This is a genomic window from Chryseobacterium sp. SSA4.19 (genome assembly GCF_022601875.1).
GTDB lineage: Bacteria > Bacteroidota > Bacteroidia > Flavobacteriales > Weeksellaceae > Chryseobacterium.
On the sequence record NZ_JAKVIP010000002.1, the window covers coordinates 40474 to 64835 of the forward strand.

The window sequence follows — 24362 nt, forward strand, 5'->3', positions numbered from 1 at the left end:
AGGAATCAGTGTGATTCCTTTTTTTGCATCTGCAGCCATTCTTCGTGTTTTTTTCTGAAAAGTTCATCCTTATGATCCTGGTTTCTTTGTGCAGCGTCAATAGAATGGGAAGCATGAATGTCTTCATCTTCTTCTGCAAAATCAGCCAGCTTTTCGTAGTAGCAGTGAAGCTGATCAAGTTCTTTTTCTGTCAGGTCTTCGATATCTACAATCCTGTTGCTGGCTTTTTCATTGGCTGCAATCAATTCATTCAATTTAATCTGAATTGCTTTTGAATCTTTATTCTGAGCTTTCTGAATTAAAAAAACCATTAAAAAAGTAATAATAGTAGTTCCTGTATTAATGACCAGCTGCCATGTTTCCGAGTATTTAAAAACCGGCCCTGATGCGGCCCATATGATAACAATTAATGTAGCACCGATGAAAGCGTAAGAACTTCCCGTAAATTTTGTTGCCCAATTTGAAAACCTTTCAAAGACATTTTTATCTGAACCTGACATTGTGTTGATTTTAATACCACATAAACATCAAAAACTCCGCCGAAATCTGCGTTTTAAAAGATTGAATAATTTTTATCTGTCCGGGTAATGAACCGCTTTGCTTATTTCGATCGGATTATTATTTTTCCTTATATTACTCTGTAATTTTTCAGATAAATCTTTGAACTGGTCAGGGCTTTTCACTTGAATTCCCATTACCATGAAGCGTGCGGAAGGATCAGTATTGTTTTTATAATGTTCTTTAAACTCATGAAGCGGGTCATTGTAACTGTCGAGCATCATTTTTTTAAGTCTTGATTCTGGTATTTTAACAGGATTCTGGCCTCCGAATTTTTCAAGAATCTCCAGTGTCTCATACGTCTTTGGCATCTTGTAGCTTTTCACCAATGAAAACTTAAAATTGTCCCGGTCATCATAAATCTCAAAAATCATCCCCGGCAGACCTTTGAATTTATAAGGGCCTTCGTTCAAATTGATGTCTTTCATGAACCACGCGGTCCAATTTCTGCCTCCGTATCGGGTCGTGGCTTTCTGAACCTGGTAGCCTCCGATGGTTTTGGTTTCATCATCAAGTTTCCAGTTCATCTTATCATCAGTCTCTACCACAAACATGTTCTGGATCATGATATAATTTGAATTAACGGTAGAATTCCTCTTTCTCGTAAGCGCAGGAGTGTCATCCCAAACAACATTGTTCTCCCCTCTAGTTTTGTTGATGGAATCGGTCACCACAAAATCGTAATTGTAGAATTTTACCTGGTCCGGATTCACATCCAGCACCATGCTCACTTTTCTTTTTTCAGATGATGTTGAATCAGTTTTTAAATGATATTCATAGATGAAACGGTGGGTCTGCGCTGCGAAAGTCAGGCTGAACAAAATCAGAATGAGTAAAAGCTTTTTCATAGTAATTTTAATATTATTTTTTTATCTCCGGATACAGGACCGCTTTATCCAGCTCGATAGGATTATTATATTTTTTTATTAGCTGCTGCTCTTCGAGTGCATACTGGCGGAGTTCTTCAGGCTTATAAATCACTCTTCCGTCATCTAAGCCGAGTTTGTGGTCTTCATTGATTTCTATCTGCCCACTGTTTACAAATTTTATAGGATCCGGTAATAGCTCAACAGCATCGATTTATACTTTGAATAGGGAATTTCAACACCTCTCGCCTTCGCGTTTTTATAAAAGCTTATAAATTGGGTATCATTGAAATTTTCGGATTTGTTCAGAGAGAAATGATAATTTTCTTTGTCATCATAAATTTCCACAATCAGTCCCGGCAGACCGTGAAACTTGTAAGGTCCTTCCTGAAAAGGAAAATCCCGGGAAAACCAGGCAATCCAGTTTCTTCCTGCGAATCTGGCAGTAGCTTTCTGTAATGTGAAAGATGAAGATGTTTTTGTATCCTTTTCTATATTCCACTTTATTTTTGGATCATCTTTTAATTGATAAATATCAAAGCTTTGAATGCTGTACAGCATGTATTCATTGGTTTTACGTTTTTTGCTTAAAAGATCGGTTACTTTTCCATTAAATGTTCTCAAACCCGATGCTTTTTCTATAGAATCGCTCACAAAGAAAGATCTTTCATAATAAAATGTATCATCAGGATTGATATCAAGATAATAATTTGCTTTTCTTAGTTCTGCGGATGCGGAATCCGGGCGGTAAATAACATCATAAATAAACCGGTGTGTCTGTGCCGATACAGACAGGCTAATCAATATCAATAAGAGCAGGATTTTTTTCATGAAACATTTTTACAAATATACACAATAAACAGAACCTTGCAATACATGATACTAATTTAATATTTTATAAAAACAAAAATCCCTCTTCTTTCGAAAAGGGATTTGTATTTAAGGTGTTGCTTAAAAACTTCTGACCTGCGTCATCTATCTTCCGGCAAAGTTATCACACTTTAATTTCTACGTCAACTCCTGAAGGAAGTTCTAATTTCATTAGAGCATCAACAGTTTTAGAAGAAGAAGAGTAGATATCCATCAATCTCTTGTGAGCTGATAATTGGAACTGCTCTCTGGCCTTCTTGTTTACGTGCGGAGATCTCAATACTGTGAAGATTCTCTTGTTCGTTGGCAATGGAATAGGTCCGTTTACAACAGCACCGGTAGCCTTTACCGTTTTTACGATTTTCTCAGCAGACTTGTCTACCAAGTTGTAATCGTAAGATTTTAGTTTTATTCTGATTCTTTGTGACATTTCTTTACTTTAAAAATTAACCTTTTGCTTTAGCAATGATTTCTTCCGCAACGTTTTGTGGAGTTTGTGCGTATTTCTCTAATTCCATAGAAGAAGTAGCTCTTCCTGATGAAAGTGTTCTTAGAGTCGTTACATATCCAAACATTTCAGAAAGTGGAACTGAACCTTTGATTACAACGGCACCGTTCTTTTCTTCTTGTCCACTGATCGTACCTCTTCTCTTGTTAAGGTCACCAATAATGTTACCCATATATTCTTCAGGAGTTACTACCTCAAGTTTCATAATAGGTTCCATGATTACCGGCTTCGCAGCACGTCCCGCTTCTTTAAATCCTAATTTAGCAGCTAATTCGAAAGAAAGAGCATCAGAATCCACTGCGTGGAAAGATCCGTCTTTAAGAGTAACTTTAATACCTTCAACTTCGAAACCAGCCAAAGGACCGTTTTTCATTGCCGCTTTAAAGCCTTTTTCAATTGCAGGAACAAATTCTCTAGGAACGTTACCCCCTTTGATCTCATTAATGAATTCTAAACCGATTTTACCTTCTTCAGCAGGTCCCAGTTCAAATACGATATCAGCAAATTTACCTTTACCACCGGATTGTTTTTTGTAAACCTCTCTGTGCTGGGCAACTTTTGTTAAGTTTTCTTTGTACTCTACCTGAGGCTGTCCCTGGTTTACTTCAACCTTGAACTCTCTCTTCATACGGTCAACAATGATATCCAGGTGAAGCTCACCCATACCGGAAATAATTGTTTGTCCTGAAGCTTCATCAGTTCTCACTGTGAAAGTAGGATCTTCTTCAGCCAATTTAGCTAATGCATTACCCATTTTATCCTGGTCAGCTTTAGTCTTAGGCTCAACAGCGATACCGATTACCGGATCAGGGAAAACCATCGATTCAAGAACGATCGGGTTTTTCTCGTCACACATCGTATCACCGGTTTTGATAGATTTGAAACCTACCGCTGCACCGATATCTCCTGCTTCAATATATTCTACAGGATTCTGCTTGTTAGCGTGCATCTGATAGATCCTGGAGATTCTTTCCTTATCACCTGAACGGGTATTCAGGATATAAGAACCTGCATCCAATCTTCCAGAGTATGCTCTGAAGAATGCCAATCTTCCTACGAAAGGATCGGTAGCAATCTTAAATGCCAAAGCTGCGAAAGGCTCATCTACAGATGGTTTTCTTGTGATTTCAGCGTCAGTTCTCGGGTCAGTACCTTTGATATCATCTTTATCCAATGGAGAAGGCAAGTATTTACATACTGCATCCAACATAAACTGTACTCCTTTATTCTTGAATGAAGAACCACAAGTCATCGGGATAATTGATAAATCAATCGTTGCTTTTCTAAGCGCTTCGTTTATTTCTTCTTCAGAGATAGAATCCGGATCTTCGAAGAATTTCTCCATCAAAGTATCATCGTAGTCAGCAACCGCTTCTACCAATTTCTCTCTGTATTCAAGAACTTCAGCCTTCATGTCTTCAGGGATTGGCACTACTTCGAAAGTAGCTCCTTGTCCTGCTTCATCCCAGATAATCGCTCTGTTTTTAATTAAGTCTACAACTCCTTTGAAATCTTCTTCAGCACCGATTGGTAAAACGATTGGAACTGCATTTGATCCTAACATGGTCTTAACCTGGTTCACCACGTTAAGGAAGTCAGCACCTTGTCTGTCCATTTTGTTTACGAATCCCATTCTTGCTACTTTATAGTTGTCAGCAAGTCTCCAGTTTGTTTCAGACTGAGGCTCAACTCCGTCTACTGCAGAGAATAAGAATACCAATCCATCCAATACTCTCAAAGATCTGTTTACTTCTACGGTGAAGTCAACGTGTCCCGGTGTATCGATAATGTTAAAGTGATAAGGCTTGGTTTCAGCTACAGGTTTTCCCTGGTCAGTTGGAAAGTTCCAAGAACAAGTAGTTGCAGCAGAAGTAATGGTAATCCCTCTTTCTGCTTCCTGCTCCATCCAGTCCATTGTAGAAGCACCATCGTGAACTTCACCAATTTTGTGGTTTACCCCTGTATAGAATAAAATTCTTTCTGTAGTGGTAGTTTTACCTGCATCAATGTGAGCAGCAATACCAATATTTCTTGTAAATTTAAGATCTCTACCCATTTCAGATTAGAATTTAAAGTGTGAGAAAGCTTTGTTAGCTTCCGCCATTTTGTGAGTATCAGATTTTTTCTTGTAAGCAGCACCTTCTTCTCTTGAAGCAGCTACCACTTCGTTAGCCAATTTCAAAGCCATTGACTTATCATTTCTCTTTTTAGAGTAAAGAATTAACCATTTCATTGCCATAGAAATCTTTCTGTCAGCTCTGATAGGCATAGGAATCTGGAAGTTAGCTCCACCTACTCTTCTGGAACGTACTTCTACGTGAGGCATAACGTTAGTTAATGCATCTTTCCAGATTTCAAGAGCTGTTTTCTCAGTTTCTCCTTTTTTAGTTTCTACGATATCCAATGCATCATAGAAAATTTTGAATGCGATTGACTTCTTACCGTCAAGCATTAAGTTGTTTACGAATCTCGTTACCAATTGATCATTAAATTTCGGATCTGGTAACAACGGTCTTTTTTTCGCTTTTGTCTTTCTCATTGCTTCTGTACCTTATTTAATGATTATTTTTTCTTTCCTTTTGCAGGGGCAGCAACTGCTTGTCCTGGTTTAGGTCTCTTAGCTCCGTACTTAGATCTTCTCTGAGTTCTTCCATTTACACCAGCGGTGTCTAAAGCACCTCTTACGATGTGGTAACGTACTCCCGGTAGGTCTTTCACCCTTCCGCCTCTAACCAATACTATCGAGTGCTCCTGAAGATTATGTCCTTCGCCCGGGATATAGGCATTAACTTCTTTACCGTTAGAAAGTCTTACCCTTGCTACTTTTCTAAGTGCAGAGTTAGGTTTCTTCGGTGTAGTTGTATATACTCTCGTACATACACCACGTCTTTGTGGACAAGAATCTAGGGCAGCCGATTTGCTCTTCTTGGCAAGCGTGGCTCTTCCTTTTCTTACTAATTGTTGAATAGTAGGCATTTAATTGCTTTTTATTTTAGGGTGCAAATTTAATGATTATTTTTTAATTAACAAGTACTCAGAAAGAAATTATACTTTTTATTAAAAATTAATTAACAAGCACTTACAATTAATCAATGATCACAACCTTAACATTCTTGTTCCAGGAAAATTTCCTGATATTTTCTTTAAGCGCATGGAGATCATCCTTATTTATTGAATAGACAGAAACCCGGTCTTTTGAAACCGCTACGGGATTACTAATGCTTAAAGTAGCTGCTTTTTGCCAGTTTTTTGGAATATGACCCTGAAGCCACTCATCATAAATTACCGCAATATCATATCGGTTGTCAATCGTATACTGCGTAAGGAATTCTTCAAAACACTTATCCGGCCGCCGCTTGCCTTCGTTGAAAGGAATCGTTTCTTTCGATGCCAGACCCGCAATATCGAGCAATTGAATGTCTGTATAATAAGTAATCGCTCCGATATCGTTGGCTACCACTTTTGAATCGTTATAATAGCTATGGAGAAATCTTGCTGACTGAATTTGCTGTTCATAAATATTTTTACCGCCGTTATCCAGCATCAGATGCGCAGCAAAAGATTTATACATTAAAAGAAGAAGATTCATAATTATTAAACCGGAAACGAATTTTTCACGAATGATATAATTTTTAAAATCTACAAAAAAACCTTTTACCCGCGGAATCAAGGCCATGGAAAATCCTGCCAGGATATAGGCTTCATACCGGAAAAAACCTTTCAGATCAGCAAACATCGTATGACAGATCATTAATAAAGAAAGTATGATCAAAAGAAAATTGTCCTGTATTATTTCTGAAATACGTTTGCCTTTGCGATCCCTTATTATGAAGATCAGTGACATGATTACAGGAAAAAGCCCGATTTTGTAAAAGCTGGTATTGAGCAGAAAATTATCAAGAAAGATGACTTTAAGCTGTGGAAGAATACCTGAGTCAAAATTGAATTTCGTTCCTTTCACCACCACGGAGTTCGGGAAAAGATATCCACTATGCAGCTCGTTAAAATAACAGAAAACAGCGATCGGTATAAACCCGACAAGTATAATAGCTAATGCTTCTTTCCATTTCTTAAGTAAAGCAAAAACCAAAGCAAGAATCACAAAATAAAACATACTTTCAAACCGTACAAGTCCCATTAGCAGTAGAGAAAAGTAAAAGCCAAAGACAGATGCCCTGTTCTTAAGATTTGAAAGACAAAATATATTCAGCACAAATAAAAAAACATGGAAAACATGCTCCATCCCTGATAAAACCTGTAAATGAAGCACTGAAAAAAACAGCGTAAAAAGCACAGCGGTTACAACATATTTAGCCTGATAAAAAATACCTGAAAAATATCGGGTCAAAATAAAAACAACCCCAAGCCCAATTATTGCATTGAAAAACAAAGGAAGACTATCCTCATCTCCGAAAACTTTAATCAGAATACTTAAAAGAAAAGTAAATAATGGCGAAGAAGAAGTAGAGGAGAAATGATATTTAGTCACTCCCCACACCTCATACAAAGCAAATTTTTTAGCCATCGCAAGATGAATATAGGCGTCATCCAGAACATACACATAGTGTCCGTCTGTTTTAGAAACAACATTAAGATAATACCCTATACAGACAATAAAGAATATACCAAAGGACCGCAGGAAATCTTTAAAATAAACTTTAGAGAAGATGATCATATTTAAATATATAATAGAAATTTCAAAGATAAGTACCATCAATCATAAAAATATATTTCCGGCATGATATTTACTAAATTTGTACTATCAAAAAATAAATCATTATGAAAAACGCGAACATTATAGGCCTTCAGGAAGCCGACTGCCAGAAAATTGCTGAAAAGCTGAATATCCTTTTAGCCAACTATTCTGTTTTTTATCAGAATACAAGAGGATCGCACTGGAATATCAAAGGAGATCAATTCTTTACCCTGCATCCAAAATTTGAAGAGCTCTATAACAATCTGGTTTTAAAGATTGATGAAATTGCAGAAAGAATTCTTACGTTGGGCGCAATACCGGCTCACAACTATTCCGATTACCTTAAAGTAGCAACCATTAAAGAAAGCCAGGAAGTCAGCGATGCAAACAAGAGCGTAGAAAACATTCTTAACTCGTTTAAAGTAGTAATCGATCTGCAAAGAGAACTTCTGGATATTACTGATGAAGCCGGAGACGAAGGAACCAATTCCCAGATGAGCGATTATATTACAGAACAGGAAAAAGAAGTATGGATGTACAACTCTTATCTTGGAAAGTAACCCAATATATTTTATCAGAAAAATCGAAAAAATCACCTTACATTTAGGTGATTTTATTTTTAATTATTAAATTTGCGTATAAATTACACAATTATGCACACCGTACAACTGAACTCTATTTTAGACAATGATTTCTATAAAATTACCATGCAGAATGCTGTGGTGAAATTGTTTCCAGGCTCCATTGTAAAATATGAATTTATTAACAGAGGAAAACATCAGTTTCCGGAAGGTTTTGACACTGCTTTAAAAGAAGCCGTAAACAGAATGGCAGAACTTAAACTGACGAAAGACGAAAAAAAATTCATGGCAAAAACCTGCCCGTATATTGATTTGCCTTACCTGGATTTCCTCGAAGGATACCATTATGATCCTTCAGAAGTAAAAATTCACCAGGAAGGAGGCGACCTTTCAGTAACCGTCGAAGGACTTTGGTACCGGACTATACTTTGGGAAGTTCCATTATTGGCTTTAATCAGCGAGCTCCATTACGAAATGAACCATATGGAAAGAGACTCCAATGAAGTGGTCATGAATAAAACTCTGGAAAAAGCGGATACATTAGCAAAACTGGGCGTTACATTCGCGGAATTCGGAACCCGGAGAAGACATTCTTATAAAGTTCAAAATTTGGTCATGGAAGCTCTGACTCAGAAAAATGATCCTGCATTTATCGGGAGCTCAAATGTATATTTTGCAATGAAATACGGAGTAAAGCCTATCGGGACCCATGCGCACGAATGGTTTATGTTCCATGCAGCAGAATATGGTTTTAAAATGGCCAATGAACTGGCCCTGGAGCATTGGGTAGATGTGTATCGGGGAGATCTGGGAGTTGCATTGTCAGACACTTACACAACCGATGTATTCTTCCAGCAGTTTGATAAAAAATTTGCAAAACTTTTCGATGGTGTACGCCATGACAGTGGTGACCCGCTTGAATTCGCAGACAAAACCATTGCCCATTATCAAAGACACGGAATCAATCCTCTTTTTAAATACATCATTTTTTCAGATGCCCTGAATCTTGAGAAAGTAGAAGAAATTACAAATTACTGTAAAGGAAAAATCGGGATCTCATTTGGGATCGGAACCAATCTTACCAATGATGTCGGCCTAAAGCCTATGAATATTGTTATGAAATTAATTGGCGTACAGGCTCCCAATAAGGAATGGATACCGACCGTAAAACTTTCTGATGAACATGGAAAATATACCGGAGATCCGAAAATGATTGAGCTGGCAAAAGAATTCCTGAGAATAAAAGAGTAAGCAGAATGATGATTCTATTTTACCATAGAAATAAAAACATCCAGTAATTTAATTTTTTATCAAACAGTAGTGATTATTTTTCATATTTTAGCTAAATATTAAAATTATAAATCTCATCCTGAGAACATTATAACCCAAATTATTAATCACTAAAAGTTAAACCATGAAAAAAAACAATCTGACTAAGCTTTCCAGACAATCATTGAAAGATGTTTTCGGAGGAACACTCTATCCTGCTTTAGAATGCTATTCTGACGGGCAATGTGCACGATACGGAGAGGCACTCATCAGGTGTCCGGACGGAACCACTTCAATGACAAACTATGGATGCATGGGTGGAAAATGCATGATCAACACAGGATTTTGTCCTCCAACCGAAATTGAAGTACCTGTTACTGTAGGACCCTGATTAAAAAAAAGCATCCCTTAATTGAGGATGCTTTTTTAATAATTGTACTGTTTACTGTCAGAACTGCTACTCCAATATTACAGGAAGAACTTCGAAATTTTAATTACATCGGCCAAAAGCTTTATAAATGATATTTAAAACAATCTTACAATTTTAAGATTACGGCTTCCCGTAAAACAAATCATTATTTCTTTTCGTATTTTTGAAATATGGAGATGATCTATTTAATAGCAGGATTTCTTATAGGAGCAATAATTGGTGCAGTGATATTATACTTTGCACTGAAATCATCGATGGTTTCAAGAAGTTCTTATGATGAGCTGAATAATTTATACATTAAAAACAATTCAGATGCAGAAAATTATTTTCAGAAAATTCAGGAATTGTCTCAGAGTATCAGTAAGGAAAAAGAGCTGAGCTTACAGCAATCGGATCTTCTGAATGATCTTAAAAATGAGTTTGCTAAAATCTCTGCAGAACACGCCTCTTTAAATACTCAGTTTCTGGAACAGAAACAACTCAATCTCAGACAAATCTCACAAATAGAAAATCTTATCACTGAAAAACAACACATTTACGCTAAAAATTCAGAGCTTATTGCCATTAACGAAAGCCTGAAAGAATCGCTGGAAACCCAAAAAGCGGAAATTACCAAAATTCAGGAAGAATCAAAGCTGCAATTTGAAAACCTTGCCAATAAAATCCTGGAAGAAAAAACAGAGAGATTTACCACCCTGAACCAGAATAATTTAAAAATGATTCTTGAACCTTTCCAGGAAAGGATTACAGAACTTAAAAACCGTGTAAATGAAGCCTATGAAAAAGAAAATAAAGAACGCTTCTCACTGGCAGAAAAAGTAAGAGAACTTGCCGAACTTAATCAACAGATTTCTGAAGATGCAAAAAAACTAACCCGGGCACTAAAAGGCGAAAGCAAAACCCAGGGAAATTGGGGCGAAATGATCCTGGAAAGCATCCTGGAAAAATCCGGACTGGTAAAAGGCAGGGAATATTTCCTCGAACATGAACTCCGTGATGAAGACAATAAAGCACTCTTCTCAGAATTTTCAGGAAAGAAAATGCGGCCTGATGCTGTGGTAAAATATCCGGATGAAAGAAATGTCATTATTGATTCTAAAGTTTCTCTTACCGCATTTACAGAACTTGTTGATGAAACAGATCAGGATATTTATTCAATAAAACTGAATCAGCATTTATCATCCATCAAAAACCATATTAGCCAATTGAGCCAGAAAGCTTATGACGATTATGGAAAATCCTTGGATTTTGTCATGATGTTTATTCCAAGCGAGCCCGCATACATTGCAGCCATGCAGGCAGACCAGAATCTTTGGAATTTTGCCTATGACAAAAGAATATTGTTGTTAAACCCAAGCAATCTGATTACTTCATTAAAGCTAATCGCCGATCTATGGAAACGCGAATACCAGAACAGGAATTCTATGGAAATTGCGGACAGAGGTTCAAAGCTCTATGATAAATTTGTAGGATTTGTTGACAACTTGGAGAAAGTGGGAAAAAATCTGGATCAGGCAAAGAATGTGTACAATGAAGCATACAAACAGCTTTCAACAGGAAATGACAATCTCATTATACAGACGCAAAAATTAAAGTCTTTAGGAATAAAAAACAAAAAAGACCTTCCGCCAAGCCTGGTAGAAAATTCGCAGACTTCATCGGATATTATAAATGAATAATATTAATGTATAACAGCCCGGCTTATGACCGGGTTTATTTTTATTTAAAATATAATTTCAAAAGAGCTTACAGATAATTTACATAATTTTGCGGGTATGTTAATAGAAAGCTTTCAGAACGAAAAGATAAAATACCTTACCAGGCTTCTTACCGACAACAGGTTCCGTAAAAAATCAGAAGTTTTTGCCGTGGAAGGCCAGCAGGAAAATGAACGTGCTCAACAGTTTGGTTTTATACCTGTTGAATTTTTCATCTGTGAAAAGGTTTACCGAAAAGAATTTCCTAAAGGAAAAGTTCATGAAGTAAGCGAAAAGATATACGAAAAAATAGCCTATCGGGGAAGTTCTGAGGGCATTATTGGAATTTACAAAACGAAGGAATCAGACCTTTCTTTATTCAATCCTAAAGATAATGCAACCGTAATTATTGTTGAGGGTGTTGAAAAGCCCGGAAACCTGGGAGCCATCCTGAGAAGCTGTGAGGCCTTCGGAATTGATGCGCTTATCGTTTCAGATGGTAAAACAGACTTTTATAATCCGAATGTTATCCGGTCAAGCGTGGGATGCCTTTTCGGAATGGAAGTATTTCAGGCTGACAACCAACAGACTTTTGACTATCTGCAAAAAAACAACTTCAATATTTACACAACCATCATGGACGAAACGGCTGAAGACCTTTTCAAAAGAGATCTAAAGCAAAAATCCGCAGTTTTATTTGGCACAGAACATTCAGGGTTGAGTGATTTCTGGATCGGGAAAGGAAAGAATACATTAATTCCGATGACAGGAAGTATTGACTCTTTAAACCTGAGCAATGCCGTGGCAATCACATGCTATGAAGCTTTGAGACAGAAAAGAGATTAAGTAAATGTAAAATATAAGAGCATAAAAAAACCGCGCACTGAGTGAGCGGTTCTTTTATTTTTAAGCTTAAGCTAAAATTATTTCTTAGCAGCTTCTTCTTTTTTCTCTTCAGCTTTTACTTCTTCTTTAGCAACTTTAGCGTCAGCTTTTACTGAATCAACTTTAGCATCAGCAGTAGTTTTTACTGAATCAACTTTAGCATCAGCAGTAGAATCGATAGCAGTAGTAGCTGAATCAGCAGCAGCGTTTACAGAATCTTTAGAAGCTTCAGTAGAGTTAGCTTCAGTTTTTTTACAAGCAACTAGAGAGATTGCAGCGATAGCAGCTACGAATAATGACTTTTTCATAATAAATTAAATTTAATTTTGTTAATATTGTTATATAAATCTTTTTCCTGTTCTGTTATTTGAACAAGACAAAGGTATAGCAGATAGAAAATTTGTTTATGAAAAATAATTGTAATACCTTTGTAAAACAGTTTTACAAACAAACATTACTGAAAATCAATAATTTAATTATTAAATAATAAATTGACAGATTTAGATCTATTGCATTTTGAGCAACTTAAAAAGGATGTACAGGCTCAATATCTGAAAGAACACACCCCTTCCTACGATGATATTTCGAAATGGAAGGGAATTGATATTATATATTTCCAGGAAGATCTGCGTAAGAAAGCAAAAGGAAACATTAGTGAAAAATCCTTTTATACCTACTTTAAATCATCACCTGTCACCAAACTTCCAAGGATTGACATGCTCAATTTACTGAGTATTTATGCAGGATACGACTCTTGGTACGAATTTAAAAAACAGCATCTTTTTGCCGGAGAATTGTTACAGAATGATGAAGAATTATCCGAAGAAGATATAGAAGAACAGGAAAAAGCAGTTAGTACATCACCCGATTTACCTAAAAGTGACATTTCAGTCAAAAAAACAGCAGAAAACAGTATTGAAAACATTAATTTACAAAATTCAATTACTGAAAACCAGAAACTTAATGAAAATAAAGAAATCAGTACGACAGAGACATCTGTACCTCTAAAACAGCATAAAAATTTCTTTCAGAAGAGCGGCTGGATTTTTTTAACGTCGATTTTAATTGTTATTACCGGACTTTTAGGATTCAAAGATGCTATTTTTTCTAAAACATATAAATATTGTTTCAATGATGCCGATCGCGGAGCCGGTGTGCTGAACACCCTTGAAATAAAAGTTATTAAAGAAAACGAATCCCCTATTCTCTATAAAATAAAGCCTGGTGAGTGCTTTTATTATTCAACAAAGGATAAAAACCTCAAAATGCAGATCAGCGCGCCTTTTTATGAATACCTTGAGGTCAACAGAAGCCTTGAGAATGCTCCGGATGAAGAAATGATTGAACTAAAGCCGGATGATTATAAAATGGCAGCTTATTATTTTTCCATTAAAGATGTAACGGGAGCACCAAAAGATGAGCAGCTGGCTCTGATTAAGCAGAAAAGAAGCCAATTGGAAAACCTGATCAGCAATAACGCTGTTATTTATCAGGTATATGACAACAACACCTACGGAATTGAAAGACTTGACAAGCAAAAATACATTACGCTTGTCACCACGCCTACGACTTCACTTAAAAACCTTAGTGTGATAGAAATGAAAAAAGACAACGGAAAGATCATCTCCATTAAATTTAAAATTGCAGCCCCGGATGAAAAAAATAAATAACTTTTTAATTTTCACTTTATTATTTCTTGCCATATTTTCATGTAATAATAAAAAGACTGAAGTAAGTGATCTGGACAAACTCAGAAACAGCAATAATACAAAGACCTATCCTGCAGTACAGATGGACAGTGCGCAAGCAATTAACCTTATCACCAAGCAAAAAGTACAGGAACTTCTGGACCTGTCCACTTTATATCTTTCAGGGAAAAGAAATACGGAAATTGACACCGTTATTTATTCCCAGATGCAGAGCTATTTCCATAAACCCGATAGCCTGACGTTTAAAAAATTATTCAGTGAGCTGGACAGCCTGAAGGTAAAAAGTGTAAAAGTAAATAACCTGGAAGTTTATAAAGATTTTTACAATAAAGATACCCTTGATTTTGCTAAGTTCAGTGTAGAATACTTTGACAATAAAAATAAGTCATTGGGATCTTTTGAAAAAAGTGCACAGTATATCCTTGTTTCTACACCCAATACGAACCGGGAATTTAAATTTTTCTTTTTAAATTTCTATTCCAATCCCTTGCTTAAAAAAGACAGCACATCAGTAGGCGTAACCAAATAGTCAAGCGGAATATCATTTTCCCAGACATCATCGATACGTTCATCGGGGTTAAAGTAATTAACTCCGATTTTTTTTGACTCTTCAGAAATTTTCTCGAAGAAACCGTCATAAAAACCTTTTCCATATCCTACTCTATTCCCTGCATGGTCGCAATATAATAAAGGAGTAATCACGTAATCAAAATCAAAACATCCCGAATCCTTATCAGAAACCGGTTCGGAAATATCCCATTTTCCAACTTCAAATACAGTATTCTTAAAAATTTCGACGGAGAGGAGCTTCGTGTCAACAACTTTCGGAACGAAAACCCTGATGTTACGGCTTAAAAAATAATAAATAAATATTTGGGTATCAATCTCCATAAATTTCCTGATCGGAATAAAAATATGGACTTTCTGATCGGTAACGGGTTTGAAATAATCAATGAAACGCTTAAAAATCTGCTCAGATAATAAGAAAGCCTCATCAGTTGACAAGGCTTTTCTTTTCTGCATATATTTTTTCCTGAGTTCAGCTTTTAACATGCCTATTATACATTTTCAGTTTGTAAGATTTTATATAATTTATCAGATAATCTTACTCTGAACGGAAGTTCAAAGGTAATCTGATCTCCCTTTTTCGCTGTCTGGCAAGGACCGCCATTGGCAAAAATTTCAGTAATAGTAACTTCCTGATCACCCGTTGTAGGACCCGAAATCAACACTTTATCACCCACAGAAAGTTCTTTGTTTTCAATTAAAAACTGTGCAATTTTTGATTTTGTATAATAATGTTCCGCCTTTCCGAGTAAAACTTTTTTAACTGTTATTTTTTTACGGATATCTTTTGTTACCGCTTTTGCCAGAGGCTGGTCCGGCAAATCACCTGACTTTTTAAATTTAAGTGCCGGGGATTTTCCTTTCTTGAAAATCTTATTTCCAACCTGTAAGCCTTTTCTTAATTTCACCTGCTCATCCCATGGTAAATGAATGATCTCCAGGCATTCTGTGGAACAGCAGTTTTCCATCGCGGTTTTACACTCATCACACTGGATAAACAACAAATGGCAGGCATCATTAGCACAATTGGTATGATTGTCACACGGTTTGCCGCACTGATGGCACTGTGCAATAATATCATCTGTGATCCTTTCTCCTAAACGGTGATCAAATACAAAGTTCTTCCCTATAAATTTACTTTTTATACCTTCATTTTTTATCTGACGGGTATATTCAATAATTCCTCCTTCTAACTGGAAAACGTTTTTGAAACCCTGATGCTTAAAGTACGCACTGGCTTTTTCGCAACGAATCCCACCTGTACAGTACATCAACAGGTTTTTATCTTCTTTAAAATCCTGTAATTGCTCGTTGATAATCGGTAAGCTTTCTCTGAAATTTTCTACATCAGGCGTGATTGCACCTTCAAAGTGACCCACTTCACTCTCGTAATGGTTCCTGAAATCGACTACAATCGTATTTGGATCTTCAAGCAAAGTATTAAATTCCTGTGCTTTTAAATGGACCCCTTTATTGGTCACATCAAAAGAATCATCATTCAAACCGTCAGCAACAATCTTATTCCTCACTTTTATGGTCAGTTTTAGAAAAGAATGATCATCCTGCTCAACAGCTACATTCAAGCGGATGCCTTTCATAAAATCATACACTTCAAGCGTATCCCGAAAAGCGTCAAACTGATCCGCAGGAACACTCATCTGAGCATTGATGCCTTCGTGAGCTACATAGATACGGCCAAGCGCATCCAGAGCATTCCAGGCTATAAATAATTCGTCGCGAAATTTTTTGGGATCTTCAATTTTGGCATACGCATAGAAAGACAATGTAAGGCGTTCCTTACCGGCTTCATCAATAAGCTGAGCTCTTTCTTCTGCGCTTAAGGTGTTATACAGTTGCATGCTATAAACGTTTTAAGTGAGAAAAATATTTTTGCAAATATAAGAATTTCAGTAAAGCAATAAAACATGACAATGTCTGATTGTTTAATCTTATTTTTAACTTTGTGTATGACAATTCATCTTATATATGACATTTTGTCTTTAATAATTTTTTAATGTTTGTTAACAGCATTTTTAACAATTGTGACATAATGTATAAAGTATTGCTTATCCTGTTAAATTTTAGTTAAAGCTGAAACAACACCCAATAATTATGTACTTATTTAGCATTAAATTTGTTTACAGTAACAAGAAATTAATTCATATAAACAATAAGAAAGATATACAATGAAGAGTACTTTAAAAAAACTATTACCATTTGCAGTAGTAGGTGTCATGTCAGGAGCTACTACCGTTGGAACATTACAATACTTCAAGCATGATTCTGCCAATGGGGATCAGTCTTATTTTACCAAATCTGCACCTAATGTTTCGTTTGCAGGAATGAATTCCGCAGCAGTGGGCGATGATTTTGTAAAAGCGGCTAAAACAACGGTGCCGGCTGTAGTAACAATTAAAAACTACCAATCACGATCATCAAGCAGGGCTTCTGAACAGGATCTGTTCGATTTCTTTTTCGGGGATCCGTTTGGAGGAAGAGGACAGCAAAGACAGAAACAGCAACAGCAGATGCCCGATAACATGCCTTCAGGGATGGGATCAGGAGTTATTATTTCGCCGGACGGCTATATTATCTCCAATAATCACGTAGTAGCTGGTGCCAATAAACTTGAGGTAGTCCTGAGTAACAAAAAATCTTATATCGCAACTTTAGTAGGGACTGACCCTAATACGGATATTTCATTATTAAAGATCGAGGAAAAAGGATTGCCCTATTTAAATTTTGCCAATTCAGATAATATTGAGGTAGGACAATGGGTGCTTGCTGTAGGAAACCCTCTTGGACTGAACTCAACAGTAACCGCAGGAATTGTTTCTGCAAAAGGCAGAGGAATCGGAATACTGGGTTCACAAGGTAAAGCAGCTAATCCAATTGAAAGCTTTATCCAGACGGATGCAGCCATTAATCCGGGTAACTCAGGAGGCGCACTGGTAAACACGATGGGAGACCTGATCGGAATTAACTCTGCTATTCAGTCAACAACCGGTTATTATCAGGGATACGGATTTGCTGTACCTTCAAATTTAGCCAGAAAAATTGTTGAAGATATAAAGAAATTCGGAATCGTACAGAGAGGATTCCTTGGAGTAACTTCTCTTGACTTATCTAACGACATGCAGGTAGCTGGCTATAACAAGCAGAATAAAACCAATATCAAAGCAGGATCCGGAGTATATGTAACAGGATTTGGGGATAACAGCGGTGCTGCAGATGCCGGACTGAAAACAGGTGATGTGATTACGAAAATCGATAATACAGCCGTAACGGATTTTGCAGATTTATCTATTGCTATCGGAAGCAAACGTCCAGGAGATAAAGTAATGGTAACATACTTAAGAAACGGTAAGGAAGCTACAACAGCTGTTACTCTTAGAGATCAGAAAGGAGGAACTTCTGCCAGAACAAAAGCTGATTTAAGCGTAACTGAAAAAATCGGTGCTGAATTTAAACCTTTGGATGAAAGATTCAAAACGGATTACGGATTAAATAGCGGAGTAATCGCCACCAATGTCTCAGAGGGAAGCGAAATTGCCAAAATAGGAATCGTAGACAATTATATTGTAGTCGAAATCAACGGCAAGCCTGTCAATTCACAAAAAGATGTTGAAAAAATCCTTGATAAATATTCAGGAAACGTATCGGTAAAATTTGTAGACGCTTACGGGCAAATGTATACAAGAGGTTTTAAAATGCCTTAATCAAGATTCTAAACTTCACTTCATATCAAAAAACGCTGCAATATTTGCAGCGTTTTTATTTTATGGTCTATTCATTTTTTCAGCAATCCTCCTTTTCTTTTTCCGCTCATAGATAACTTCTACAATCTTACCTCCCATCCAAGCAAATGGAAAAAAAGTTAGGAAAACAGAAATTTTGTAAAATGTAGGATGATACGGAAAAACAATAACATCCAGCATGGCTATAAACAGCATAATAAATCCGATAAGAATAGCATAGGCAACTTTAGCATATTTTACGATCATCGCAGTAACAACTCCCCCAACTGTTGTACCCAATCCGGAAACAAATAAAAGGAAGCCAAAAAACGCGTCATCATGCTGCATGCTCTGAAGGAATCTTTCCCAGTGTTCAAACGGGGCAAAAGCTTCAAAAGTAACCCATTGCGGAAACACTCTTATTCCAAGAGTAATGATCAGCCCGGCAATTCCCAAGCCTACAATAACCGCAATTGTATTTCTTAAAAAATTCATTAATCCTGATGTGCGATCATGGAAATTTCAATATCAACATTTTTCGGCAAGCATGAAACCTGTACCGTTTCACGGGCCGGATAGCTTTCCGCATCAAGGTAAGAAGCATAGATATCATTCATTACAGCAAAATCATCCATACTTTTAAGGAAGATAGTTGCCTTTACCACGTTTTTGAAGGTCATTCCAGCTTCTGTAAGAACCGCTTCAAGATTTTTCATTACCTGATGGGTTTCCTTTTCAATACCTTCCACCAATTTTCCGGTTGCAGGATCTACAGGGATTTGTCCGGAAATGTACAGAATACCGTTTGCCATATTGGCTTGTGAGTAAGGGCCGATTGCAGCAGGAGCATTCACCGTGTTGATTATTTCTTTCATAGAATTTATTTTGGGTGCAAATATAAAATTTATATTCTATTTCTATACCAGATATCAAATCTGATGCTAAAATGGAGCATTAGGCTGCGTAAAACTTCGGTCTTTGTATTTTAATGCATCACTTAAGATATTGGCTTTGATCCCGATAAAGAAATCATAGACTTTATACTGGCCGAAAGGAACCCAGTTGAAATTAATGGTAAAGCTTCGCTGATCTCTCGAAAAACCTATTCTTGTATAAGCCAGTTGTTTTGTCACCATGTCGTAATGCGTGCTGCCGTTGATGTTCCAGAAAGGTGTTAATTTTAAACTTCCGTCCAACCCGACAGATGCCAATCTCGTCGGCGTTCTTGATGCCGAACTTTTGGTGAAGGCATAATTGGCATTCACATTTAAAGTCCAGGCCTGGTCGAAGTGGGCATAATTATCATCATCAAAATAATAATTTTCATTTCTGATCTCCCCTTTTGCTTTGTATTTTTTAGCATAATCCGTTTTCTCCCCGAATATTTCGCTGCTCAAAGGATATGACATCTGAACATTGAAGCCCTGTATCCCAAATCCGCCGAAATCTTCCGTCCTGATTCCTGTTTCCTGGCCGGGAAGATAAATAACTTTATACGGATCTAGAGACAAACTGGTATTGACGCTTAATTTATTATTGAAGAAAGAAGACTGTCCGTTGATCGTGATGATGGACCAGGGATGGTCTTTAGCCGCAAAATTATAACTTCCGGACAGGTTTAACGATTCGAAAATCTTCAGTTTTTTCACTCCTGTGGAATCACTTTTAGACTTCACCTTCATTTCTATATTATTCCCGATGTTGAAACCCAATGCCCCAACCATTCCGCTGGTCGGGCTTCCTATAATTCCTCCTTCAAAAATGGAATATGGCGTCAAAGCCCCGCTGGCATCATAGTAATTTCTGAAGTATCCGAAACCGGATCCGCCGAAATCGGGTGAGTAGGTAAATCCTACGCTTGGGGTCATCATATGCCTGATAGCTTCAATGGCAGAACCCTTTCTGAACTTCAGCATTCCATATAAAGTAGTCTGAAGGCTTGCCGTAGTAGAAAAGGTAGAGTACCCTGAAATTCCTTTGTCCGTTTCCGTTACGACTTTGTTCTGAATAGGATCATAGAATTTATTTGCCGTTTTAGTGGTTAAGGCATTGTCTATGTTAGCTCCTAAACTGAACGTAAAATATTTTGCTACCGTTGTATTGGTTCCTAAGGCAATATTATTTTTCAGTCCGGTCTGCATTTTTTCCCACATTGCTGCAGTAAAAAGTTCCCCTTCATTGGTCTGCACAAAATTCGTCAGGTTAAGACCTGTATTTACCGTAATGTTTTCCAACAACCCCTGTCTCACTCCGGTTTTTGATTTGAAAAGATAAAACTGGTTGATCGCCACATTCATTTGTGGAAGACGAAGATCTGCAAGTCCTGTCGCAAAGTTCTGGGAATAAGAAGCAGTACCTGTGATCGTGGCCGGCAGCTTCAAAAATCTTTTGGTAATTGTTACGGTAGAATTTTGCTGGGTATTCAGAACATTCTGGTTGAGAATGTAATTATTATTCAAGGTATTGTTATAAAACTTGGTGCTTACAATATCCACCGAAGCGGAAAAGGTAAGAAACGGATTGGCTTTTGTATCCTGGGTGTGTCTCCAAGCAATCCTGTAGGTACTTGTCTTTCCGTAATCATCCAGGCCTTTGATACCGCGGACCGCTGTTCCCATATCTGCAGAAAAATTACCTGAATACCGGTATTTTTTCACATAATTCATTTCAGGCCTTAAATTCCAGCTTCCCTTTGTATAAATATCGGCTAAGACTTTCACATCAAAATGCTCGCCGACAGGCTGATAGTAACCAATTCCATTCAGGAAAAATCCTACATCCTGTCTTTCCCCAAAACTCGGGATAAGAATACCGGCAGACCTTTTGGATGAAAAAGGAAGGATGGCAAAAGGCATGATCAAAGGTGTGGGAACCTGTTCAATATACATCTGGATCGGTCCCGAAATAATGGAAGATTTATTTTTGGTCTTCACTAATTTAATATTGGAAGCCCGCAGGTGATAATCCGCTGCCGTGTCTTTTTTCTTTATGAAGTAATCATCTGTGGTATAATTGGCCCGTCTCATTGCGAATACGGAATCGTTATATTTTTTTGTCTTTTCTGCCACGATCACCCCTTCGCTTTCCTCAGTCCTGGCATTGAAAGCAATGGCCTGTCTGGTTTTGGTATTATACTGGAACTGGTCGGTTTCATATTTTTTCCCGGCCTGTGTAATGACTGCAGGTTCTGTAAACTTTCCTAAAGAATCCTGCTTGCCCCGGGCAAACATGAGGCTTTTTTCTTCATCTATAGAGATATAATCTGCATCGATCTGTACATCCTGGTACTTTACCTGAGCATTTTTGTTCAGATAAACCATTTTTTTCTGAAAATCCCTTCGCTGATTATCTGCTTTTGTCTGCATAACATCTTCCAAGGCTTCTTTTTTCAACACGATGGTATCTTGCTTGGAAATAGTATCATTAACCACATTTTCAGGCAATTTTTCAGGGACTTGCTGTGCTAAAAAACTGTTAAAAATTAGGATAATTAAAATTTGTAATATATTTTTGGAGACGGTTTTGGCCAATTTATTTTGTTATATTTATAGTATACAATTAAGGCCCAAAATTAATATAATTTTTAACACTGTAAGATGTACAAAGTAAATTTTAAAATAATTTTATCATTTCTCCTTATTCTGTTCAGTAACTTTATTTTTTCACAGAAAAAATTTATCGTCGTTTTAGACGCCGGCCACGGAGGAAGTGATCATGGGGCCAATAGGACCTATTCCGATATCGGAAGAATTGCAGAAAAAGATGTCACTCTTGCTATCACCCTGAAAGTGGGTGCCATGCTTGAAAAAAATAAAGATTTTAAAGTTATCTACACCAGAAAGATCGATGAATACCCTTCTTTGTCGGACAGAACCAATCTCGCCAACAGGAGCAAAGCAGATCTTTTTGTTTCCATCCACTGTAATTCATCAAAAAAGCCGACAGCTTACGGAACGGAAACTTTTGTACAGGGACCGGACCAGAATGACACTAATCTGGAAGTGGCCAAAAGGGAAAATGATGTGATCTTCCTGGATGAAAAAGACAGACAGACCTTCGGTTCTTATGATGCAAGTTCACCGGAATCCCTGATTGCCCTTAAGCTTCAGCAAAGTAAATATCTGGAATCCAGTCTCCTGCTGGGAGGACTGGTGGAAAACAACTTCGTTAATAAGGACAAAAGAACTTCAAGAGGCGTATTTCAGAAGAACCTTCACGTTCTCCGTATGAATGCGATGCCTTCCGTGCTTATTGAAACAGGATTTATCAACCATCCGGAGGAAAGCCATTATTTGGCTTCAGAAAAAGGACAGGATGAAATTTCGGAAAGTATTTACAAAGCAATTATCGATTACAAAAAAGCAGTTGACAGGAAATCAGGCAACTCTTATGTTGTGAAAAAACCTGAGCCTGAGAAACCTGTAGAAGTTGCCTTAAAAAATGATTTCAGGATCTTACTTATAAGTTCCCCTACAAAGTTTAATGAAGGTGATCCTGCATTGAAAGGACTGAATTATATCCTACCGATTAAAGAAAACGGGCAGTACAAATATTATTATGGGGTAACAAACCTGGCTTCGGTAAGGGATATCAATATTAAAACAGCTAAAGATGCAGGTTTCAGAAATGCATATGCGGTAGGATTTATGCCTAATCAGAAAATGAATGCAGGATATTATACGATTGAAGTGTACAGCGGAGACAAACTGAATGGAAATTCATTTATTCTGCAGACCCTGAAAGATGTGGAAAGGAATAAGGAGAGCGGCGTTTTTTATTATACATACGGAAAAGCTTATACATTGGAAGATGCGGTGAAGCTTCAGAAAGATATTGAAGCTAAAGGTATTAAAAACACTGTCATTCAAAAAGTTTTTAAATAATAAAAAATTAATTTTGTGGTTAAAAAGGTAATGGCTATTTTTGCAACCTCAAAATTTGGCCTATTCGTCTAGTGGTCAGGACTCAAGATTTTCATTCTTGCAACAGGGGTTCGATTCCCCTATAGGCTACGCATACGACTATTAAAAAGCTCTTTACAGGGCTTTTTTTTATTTCCAATAGTCTAGCTCAGCCATCTTTGTTATAACAATGATCATGAAACAAAACGTTGTCTGGTTCATAACTGTTTATATTTCAAGGTAGGTTTAAAAAAAATTAAATGAGAATTGACAACAAATCACAGACAGAAGCAAAAAAAGCAATATGATGTAGTGAATATTTTTTTTAATATCAGAAAAATATTATATTTGCAGCGTCTAACAGGGACATTAAGTTAACTGCAAATACAACCGTATTTAAAGAAGATTTAAGTCTTTGCAGATACCAAATTTCAGATCATGCCGGATTTAAAGATACAGGAAGCAAAACTTCTTTTTAAGAAAATCCACTCTGACCCGAAAAGTTACGATTTAAAGATCAATGAGGACGGAATAGCAGGCAGTGATGATAAAATAAGTTTCAGGCTTTACAGGACAGGCGAAAGAGTCGATTTTGAAGTAACGATTGACGGATTTACTTTTACCAATACCACCGGCGAATGGAACAATGCGATGGTTATGCTTAAGAGCACCATCAAAAAATTAGAAAGAGAAGAAGAGAATATTAAAATAGAACAGGCAATTGATAAACTCAGAAAATATTTATCAGATGAAAATTAATTTTTTTAAAAAAATAATTTGGTAGATTAAAAAAAAGGTTTTACTTTTGCACTCACATTTGAACGATATGGCAAATCATAAATCAGCATTAAAAAGAATCAGACAAAACGAAGTTAGAAAAGTTCGTAACAGATATTACCACAAGACTGCTAGAACAGCTTTGAAAGTGTTAAGAAATGAAGAGGATAAAGCTGCTGCTGCAGAGCAATTGCCAAAAGTTATCTCTTTATTGGATAAATTAGCTAAGAAAAACATTATCCACAAAAACAAAGCAGCTAACTTGAAAAGCAAATTAACTAAGCACGTTAATAAGCTGGCTTAATAAGTAT

General features: G+C 36.8%; 25 protein-coding genes and 1 tRNA gene. 12 read left to right on the forward strand and 14 right to left on the reverse strand.

Annotated features, from left to right (window positions below):
- Positions 1 to 5: 5 nt before the first annotated feature.
- The 8 genes from MKJ01_RS01690 to MKJ01_RS01725 form a co-directional block, all read right to left on the reverse strand.
- Entirely contained in the window at positions 6 to 500 is a 495-nt protein-coding gene (locus tag MKJ01_RS01690) for a low affinity iron permease family protein (RefSeq protein ID WP_241611407.1), read from the reverse strand.
- A 72-nt stretch (positions 501 to 572) separates the two neighbouring features.
- Entirely contained in the window at positions 573 to 1406 is an 834-nt protein-coding gene (locus tag MKJ01_RS01695; protein ID WP_241611404.1) for a GLPGLI family protein, read from the reverse strand.
- A 198-nt stretch (positions 1407 to 1604) separates the two neighbouring features.
- Positions 1605 to 2255 (reverse strand): GLPGLI family protein, encoded by a 651-nt coding sequence (locus MKJ01_RS01700; protein ID WP_241611402.1) that lies wholly within the window; start codon positions 2253 to 2255, stop codon positions 1605 to 1607.
- 163 nt (positions 2256 to 2418) lie between these two features.
- Positions 2419 to 2724 (reverse strand): 30S ribosomal protein S10, encoded by a 306-nt coding sequence (rpsJ, locus tag MKJ01_RS01705; RefSeq protein WP_002661363.1) that lies wholly within the window; start codon positions 2722 to 2724, stop codon positions 2419 to 2421.
- A gap of 16 nt (positions 2725 to 2740) precedes the next feature.
- Positions 2741 to 4858: an elongation factor G gene (fusA, locus tag MKJ01_RS01710; RefSeq protein WP_241611401.1), complete on the reverse strand. Its 2118-nt coding sequence runs from the start codon at positions 4856 to 4858 to the stop codon at positions 2741 to 2743.
- A 6-nt stretch (positions 4859 to 4864) separates the two neighbouring features.
- Entirely contained in the window at positions 4865 to 5341 is a 477-nt protein-coding gene (gene rpsG / locus MKJ01_RS01715) for a 30S ribosomal protein S7 (protein ID WP_034962875.1), read from the reverse strand.
- A gap of 23 nt (positions 5342 to 5364) precedes the next feature.
- Positions 5365 to 5778: a 30S ribosomal protein S12 gene (gene rpsL, locus MKJ01_RS01720; RefSeq protein WP_241611400.1), complete on the reverse strand. Its 414-nt coding sequence runs from the start codon at positions 5776 to 5778 to the stop codon at positions 5365 to 5367.
- 109 nt (positions 5779 to 5887) lie between these two features.
- Positions 5888 to 7477 (reverse strand): hypothetical protein, encoded by a 1590-nt coding sequence (locus tag MKJ01_RS01725; protein WP_241611399.1) that lies wholly within the window; start codon positions 7475 to 7477, stop codon positions 5888 to 5890.
- A 104-nt stretch (positions 7478 to 7581) separates the two neighbouring features.
- On the opposite strand from MKJ01_RS01725, the gene MKJ01_RS01730 reads away from it, so the two are divergent.
- The 5 genes from MKJ01_RS01730 to MKJ01_RS01750 all read left to right on the forward strand — a co-directional run bounded on the left by MKJ01_RS01730 (position 7582) and on the right by MKJ01_RS01750 (position 12321).
- Positions 7582 to 8058: a Dps family protein gene (locus MKJ01_RS01730; protein WP_241611398.1), complete on the forward strand. Its 477-nt coding sequence runs from the start codon at positions 7582 to 7584 to the stop codon at positions 8056 to 8058.
- Positions 8059 to 8151: 93 nt separating this feature from the next.
- Positions 8152 to 9330, forward strand: coding sequence for a nicotinate phosphoribosyltransferase (pncB, locus tag MKJ01_RS01735; RefSeq protein WP_241611397.1), 1179 nt, complete (start codon positions 8152 to 8154; stop codon positions 9328 to 9330).
- 163 nt (positions 9331 to 9493) lie between these two features.
- Complete coding sequence (locus tag MKJ01_RS01740; protein WP_241611395.1) at positions 9494 to 9739, forward strand: hypothetical protein; 246 nt, start codon at positions 9494 to 9496, stop codon at positions 9737 to 9739.
- Between the two features lie 209 nt (positions 9740 to 9948).
- Entirely contained in the window at positions 9949 to 11457 is a 1509-nt protein-coding gene (gene rmuC, locus MKJ01_RS01745) for a DNA recombination protein RmuC (RefSeq protein WP_241632435.1), read from the forward strand.
- A 96-nt stretch (positions 11458 to 11553) separates the two neighbouring features.
- Positions 11554 to 12321, forward strand: a complete 768-nt coding sequence (locus MKJ01_RS01750) for an RNA methyltransferase (RefSeq protein ID WP_241611392.1) — start codon at positions 11554 to 11556, stop codon at positions 12319 to 12321.
- A 77-nt stretch (positions 12322 to 12398) separates the two neighbouring features.
- Here MKJ01_RS01750 and MKJ01_RS01755 read toward each other — a convergent pair whose 3' ends face one another.
- Entirely contained in the window at positions 12399 to 12668 is a 270-nt protein-coding gene (locus MKJ01_RS01755; protein WP_241611391.1) for a hypothetical protein, read from the reverse strand.
- A 183-nt stretch (positions 12669 to 12851) separates the two neighbouring features.
- Here MKJ01_RS01755 and MKJ01_RS01760 point away from each other — a divergent pair, with 183 nt between their 5' ends.
- Both MKJ01_RS01760 and MKJ01_RS01765 read left to right on the forward strand, forming a co-directional pair.
- Entirely contained in the window at positions 12852 to 14030 is a 1179-nt protein-coding gene (locus MKJ01_RS01760; RefSeq protein ID WP_241611390.1) for a hypothetical protein, read from the forward strand.
- The gene (locus MKJ01_RS01765) at positions 14014 to 14598 is read left to right on the forward strand and encodes a hypothetical protein (RefSeq protein WP_241611389.1); all 585 of its coding nucleotides are present in this window, start codon (positions 14014 to 14016) and stop codon (positions 14596 to 14598) included. Before MKJ01_RS01760 ends, MKJ01_RS01765 begins: the two co-directional genes overlap by 17 nt.
- On the opposite strand, the gene MKJ01_RS01770 is transcribed toward MKJ01_RS01765, so the two are convergent.
- The gene (locus tag MKJ01_RS01770; RefSeq protein ID WP_241611388.1) at positions 14544 to 15092 is read right to left on the reverse strand and encodes a 5-formyltetrahydrofolate cyclo-ligase; all 549 of its coding nucleotides are present in this window, start codon (positions 15090 to 15092) and stop codon (positions 14544 to 14546) included. The two genes, MKJ01_RS01765 and MKJ01_RS01770, sit on opposite strands and share 55 nt — an antisense overlap.
- A gap of 35 nt (positions 15093 to 15127) precedes the next feature.
- Positions 15128 to 16495 (reverse strand): rhodanese-related sulfurtransferase, encoded by a 1368-nt coding sequence (locus MKJ01_RS01775; RefSeq protein ID WP_241611387.1) that lies wholly within the window; start codon positions 16493 to 16495, stop codon positions 15128 to 15130.
- Between the two features lie 327 nt (positions 16496 to 16822).
- Between MKJ01_RS01775 and MKJ01_RS01780 the strand changes: the two genes are divergently transcribed.
- On the forward strand, positions 16823 to 18355 hold the full coding sequence (locus MKJ01_RS01780; protein WP_241611386.1) for a trypsin-like peptidase domain-containing protein: 1533 nt from the start codon (positions 16823 to 16825) through the stop codon (positions 18353 to 18355).
- Between the two features lie 60 nt (positions 18356 to 18415).
- On the opposite strand, the gene MKJ01_RS01785 is transcribed toward MKJ01_RS01780, so the two are convergent.
- The 3 genes from MKJ01_RS01785 to MKJ01_RS01795 form a co-directional block, all read right to left on the reverse strand.
- Complete coding sequence (locus tag MKJ01_RS01785; protein ID WP_241611384.1) at positions 18416 to 18868, reverse strand: hypothetical protein; 453 nt, start codon at positions 18866 to 18868, stop codon at positions 18416 to 18418.
- Positions 18868 to 19248, reverse strand: coding sequence for a RidA family protein (locus MKJ01_RS01790; protein WP_241611382.1), 381 nt, complete (start codon positions 19246 to 19248; stop codon positions 18868 to 18870). Before MKJ01_RS01790 ends, MKJ01_RS01785 begins: the two co-directional genes overlap by 1 nt.
- A gap of 66 nt (positions 19249 to 19314) precedes the next feature.
- Entirely contained in the window at positions 19315 to 21903 is a 2589-nt protein-coding gene (locus MKJ01_RS01795; RefSeq protein WP_241632441.1) for a putative LPS assembly protein LptD, read from the reverse strand.
- 66 nt (positions 21904 to 21969) lie between these two features.
- On the opposite strand from MKJ01_RS01795, the gene MKJ01_RS01800 reads away from it, so the two are divergent.
- The 4 genes from MKJ01_RS01800 to rpsT all read left to right on the forward strand — a co-directional run bounded on the left by MKJ01_RS01800 (position 21970) and on the right by rpsT (position 24355).
- Positions 21970 to 23256, forward strand: coding sequence for an N-acetylmuramoyl-L-alanine amidase (locus MKJ01_RS01800; RefSeq protein ID WP_241611379.1), 1287 nt, complete (start codon positions 21970 to 21972; stop codon positions 23254 to 23256).
- Between the two features lie 57 nt (positions 23257 to 23313).
- Positions 23314 to 23385: transfer RNA gene (locus MKJ01_RS01805), tRNA-Glu, on the forward strand.
- Between the two features lie 327 nt (positions 23386 to 23712).
- Positions 23713 to 24033 carry a hypothetical protein gene (locus tag MKJ01_RS01810; RefSeq protein WP_241611378.1) on the forward strand — a complete coding sequence of 107 codons (321 nt, stop codon included), beginning with the start codon at positions 23713 to 23715 and terminating at the stop codon, positions 24031 to 24033.
- Between the two features lie 67 nt (positions 24034 to 24100).
- Positions 24101 to 24355 (forward strand): 30S ribosomal protein S20, encoded by a 255-nt coding sequence (rpsT, locus tag MKJ01_RS01815; protein ID WP_048510903.1) that lies wholly within the window; start codon positions 24101 to 24103, stop codon positions 24353 to 24355.
- The last annotated feature ends 7 nt before the right edge of the window (positions 24356 to 24362 follow it).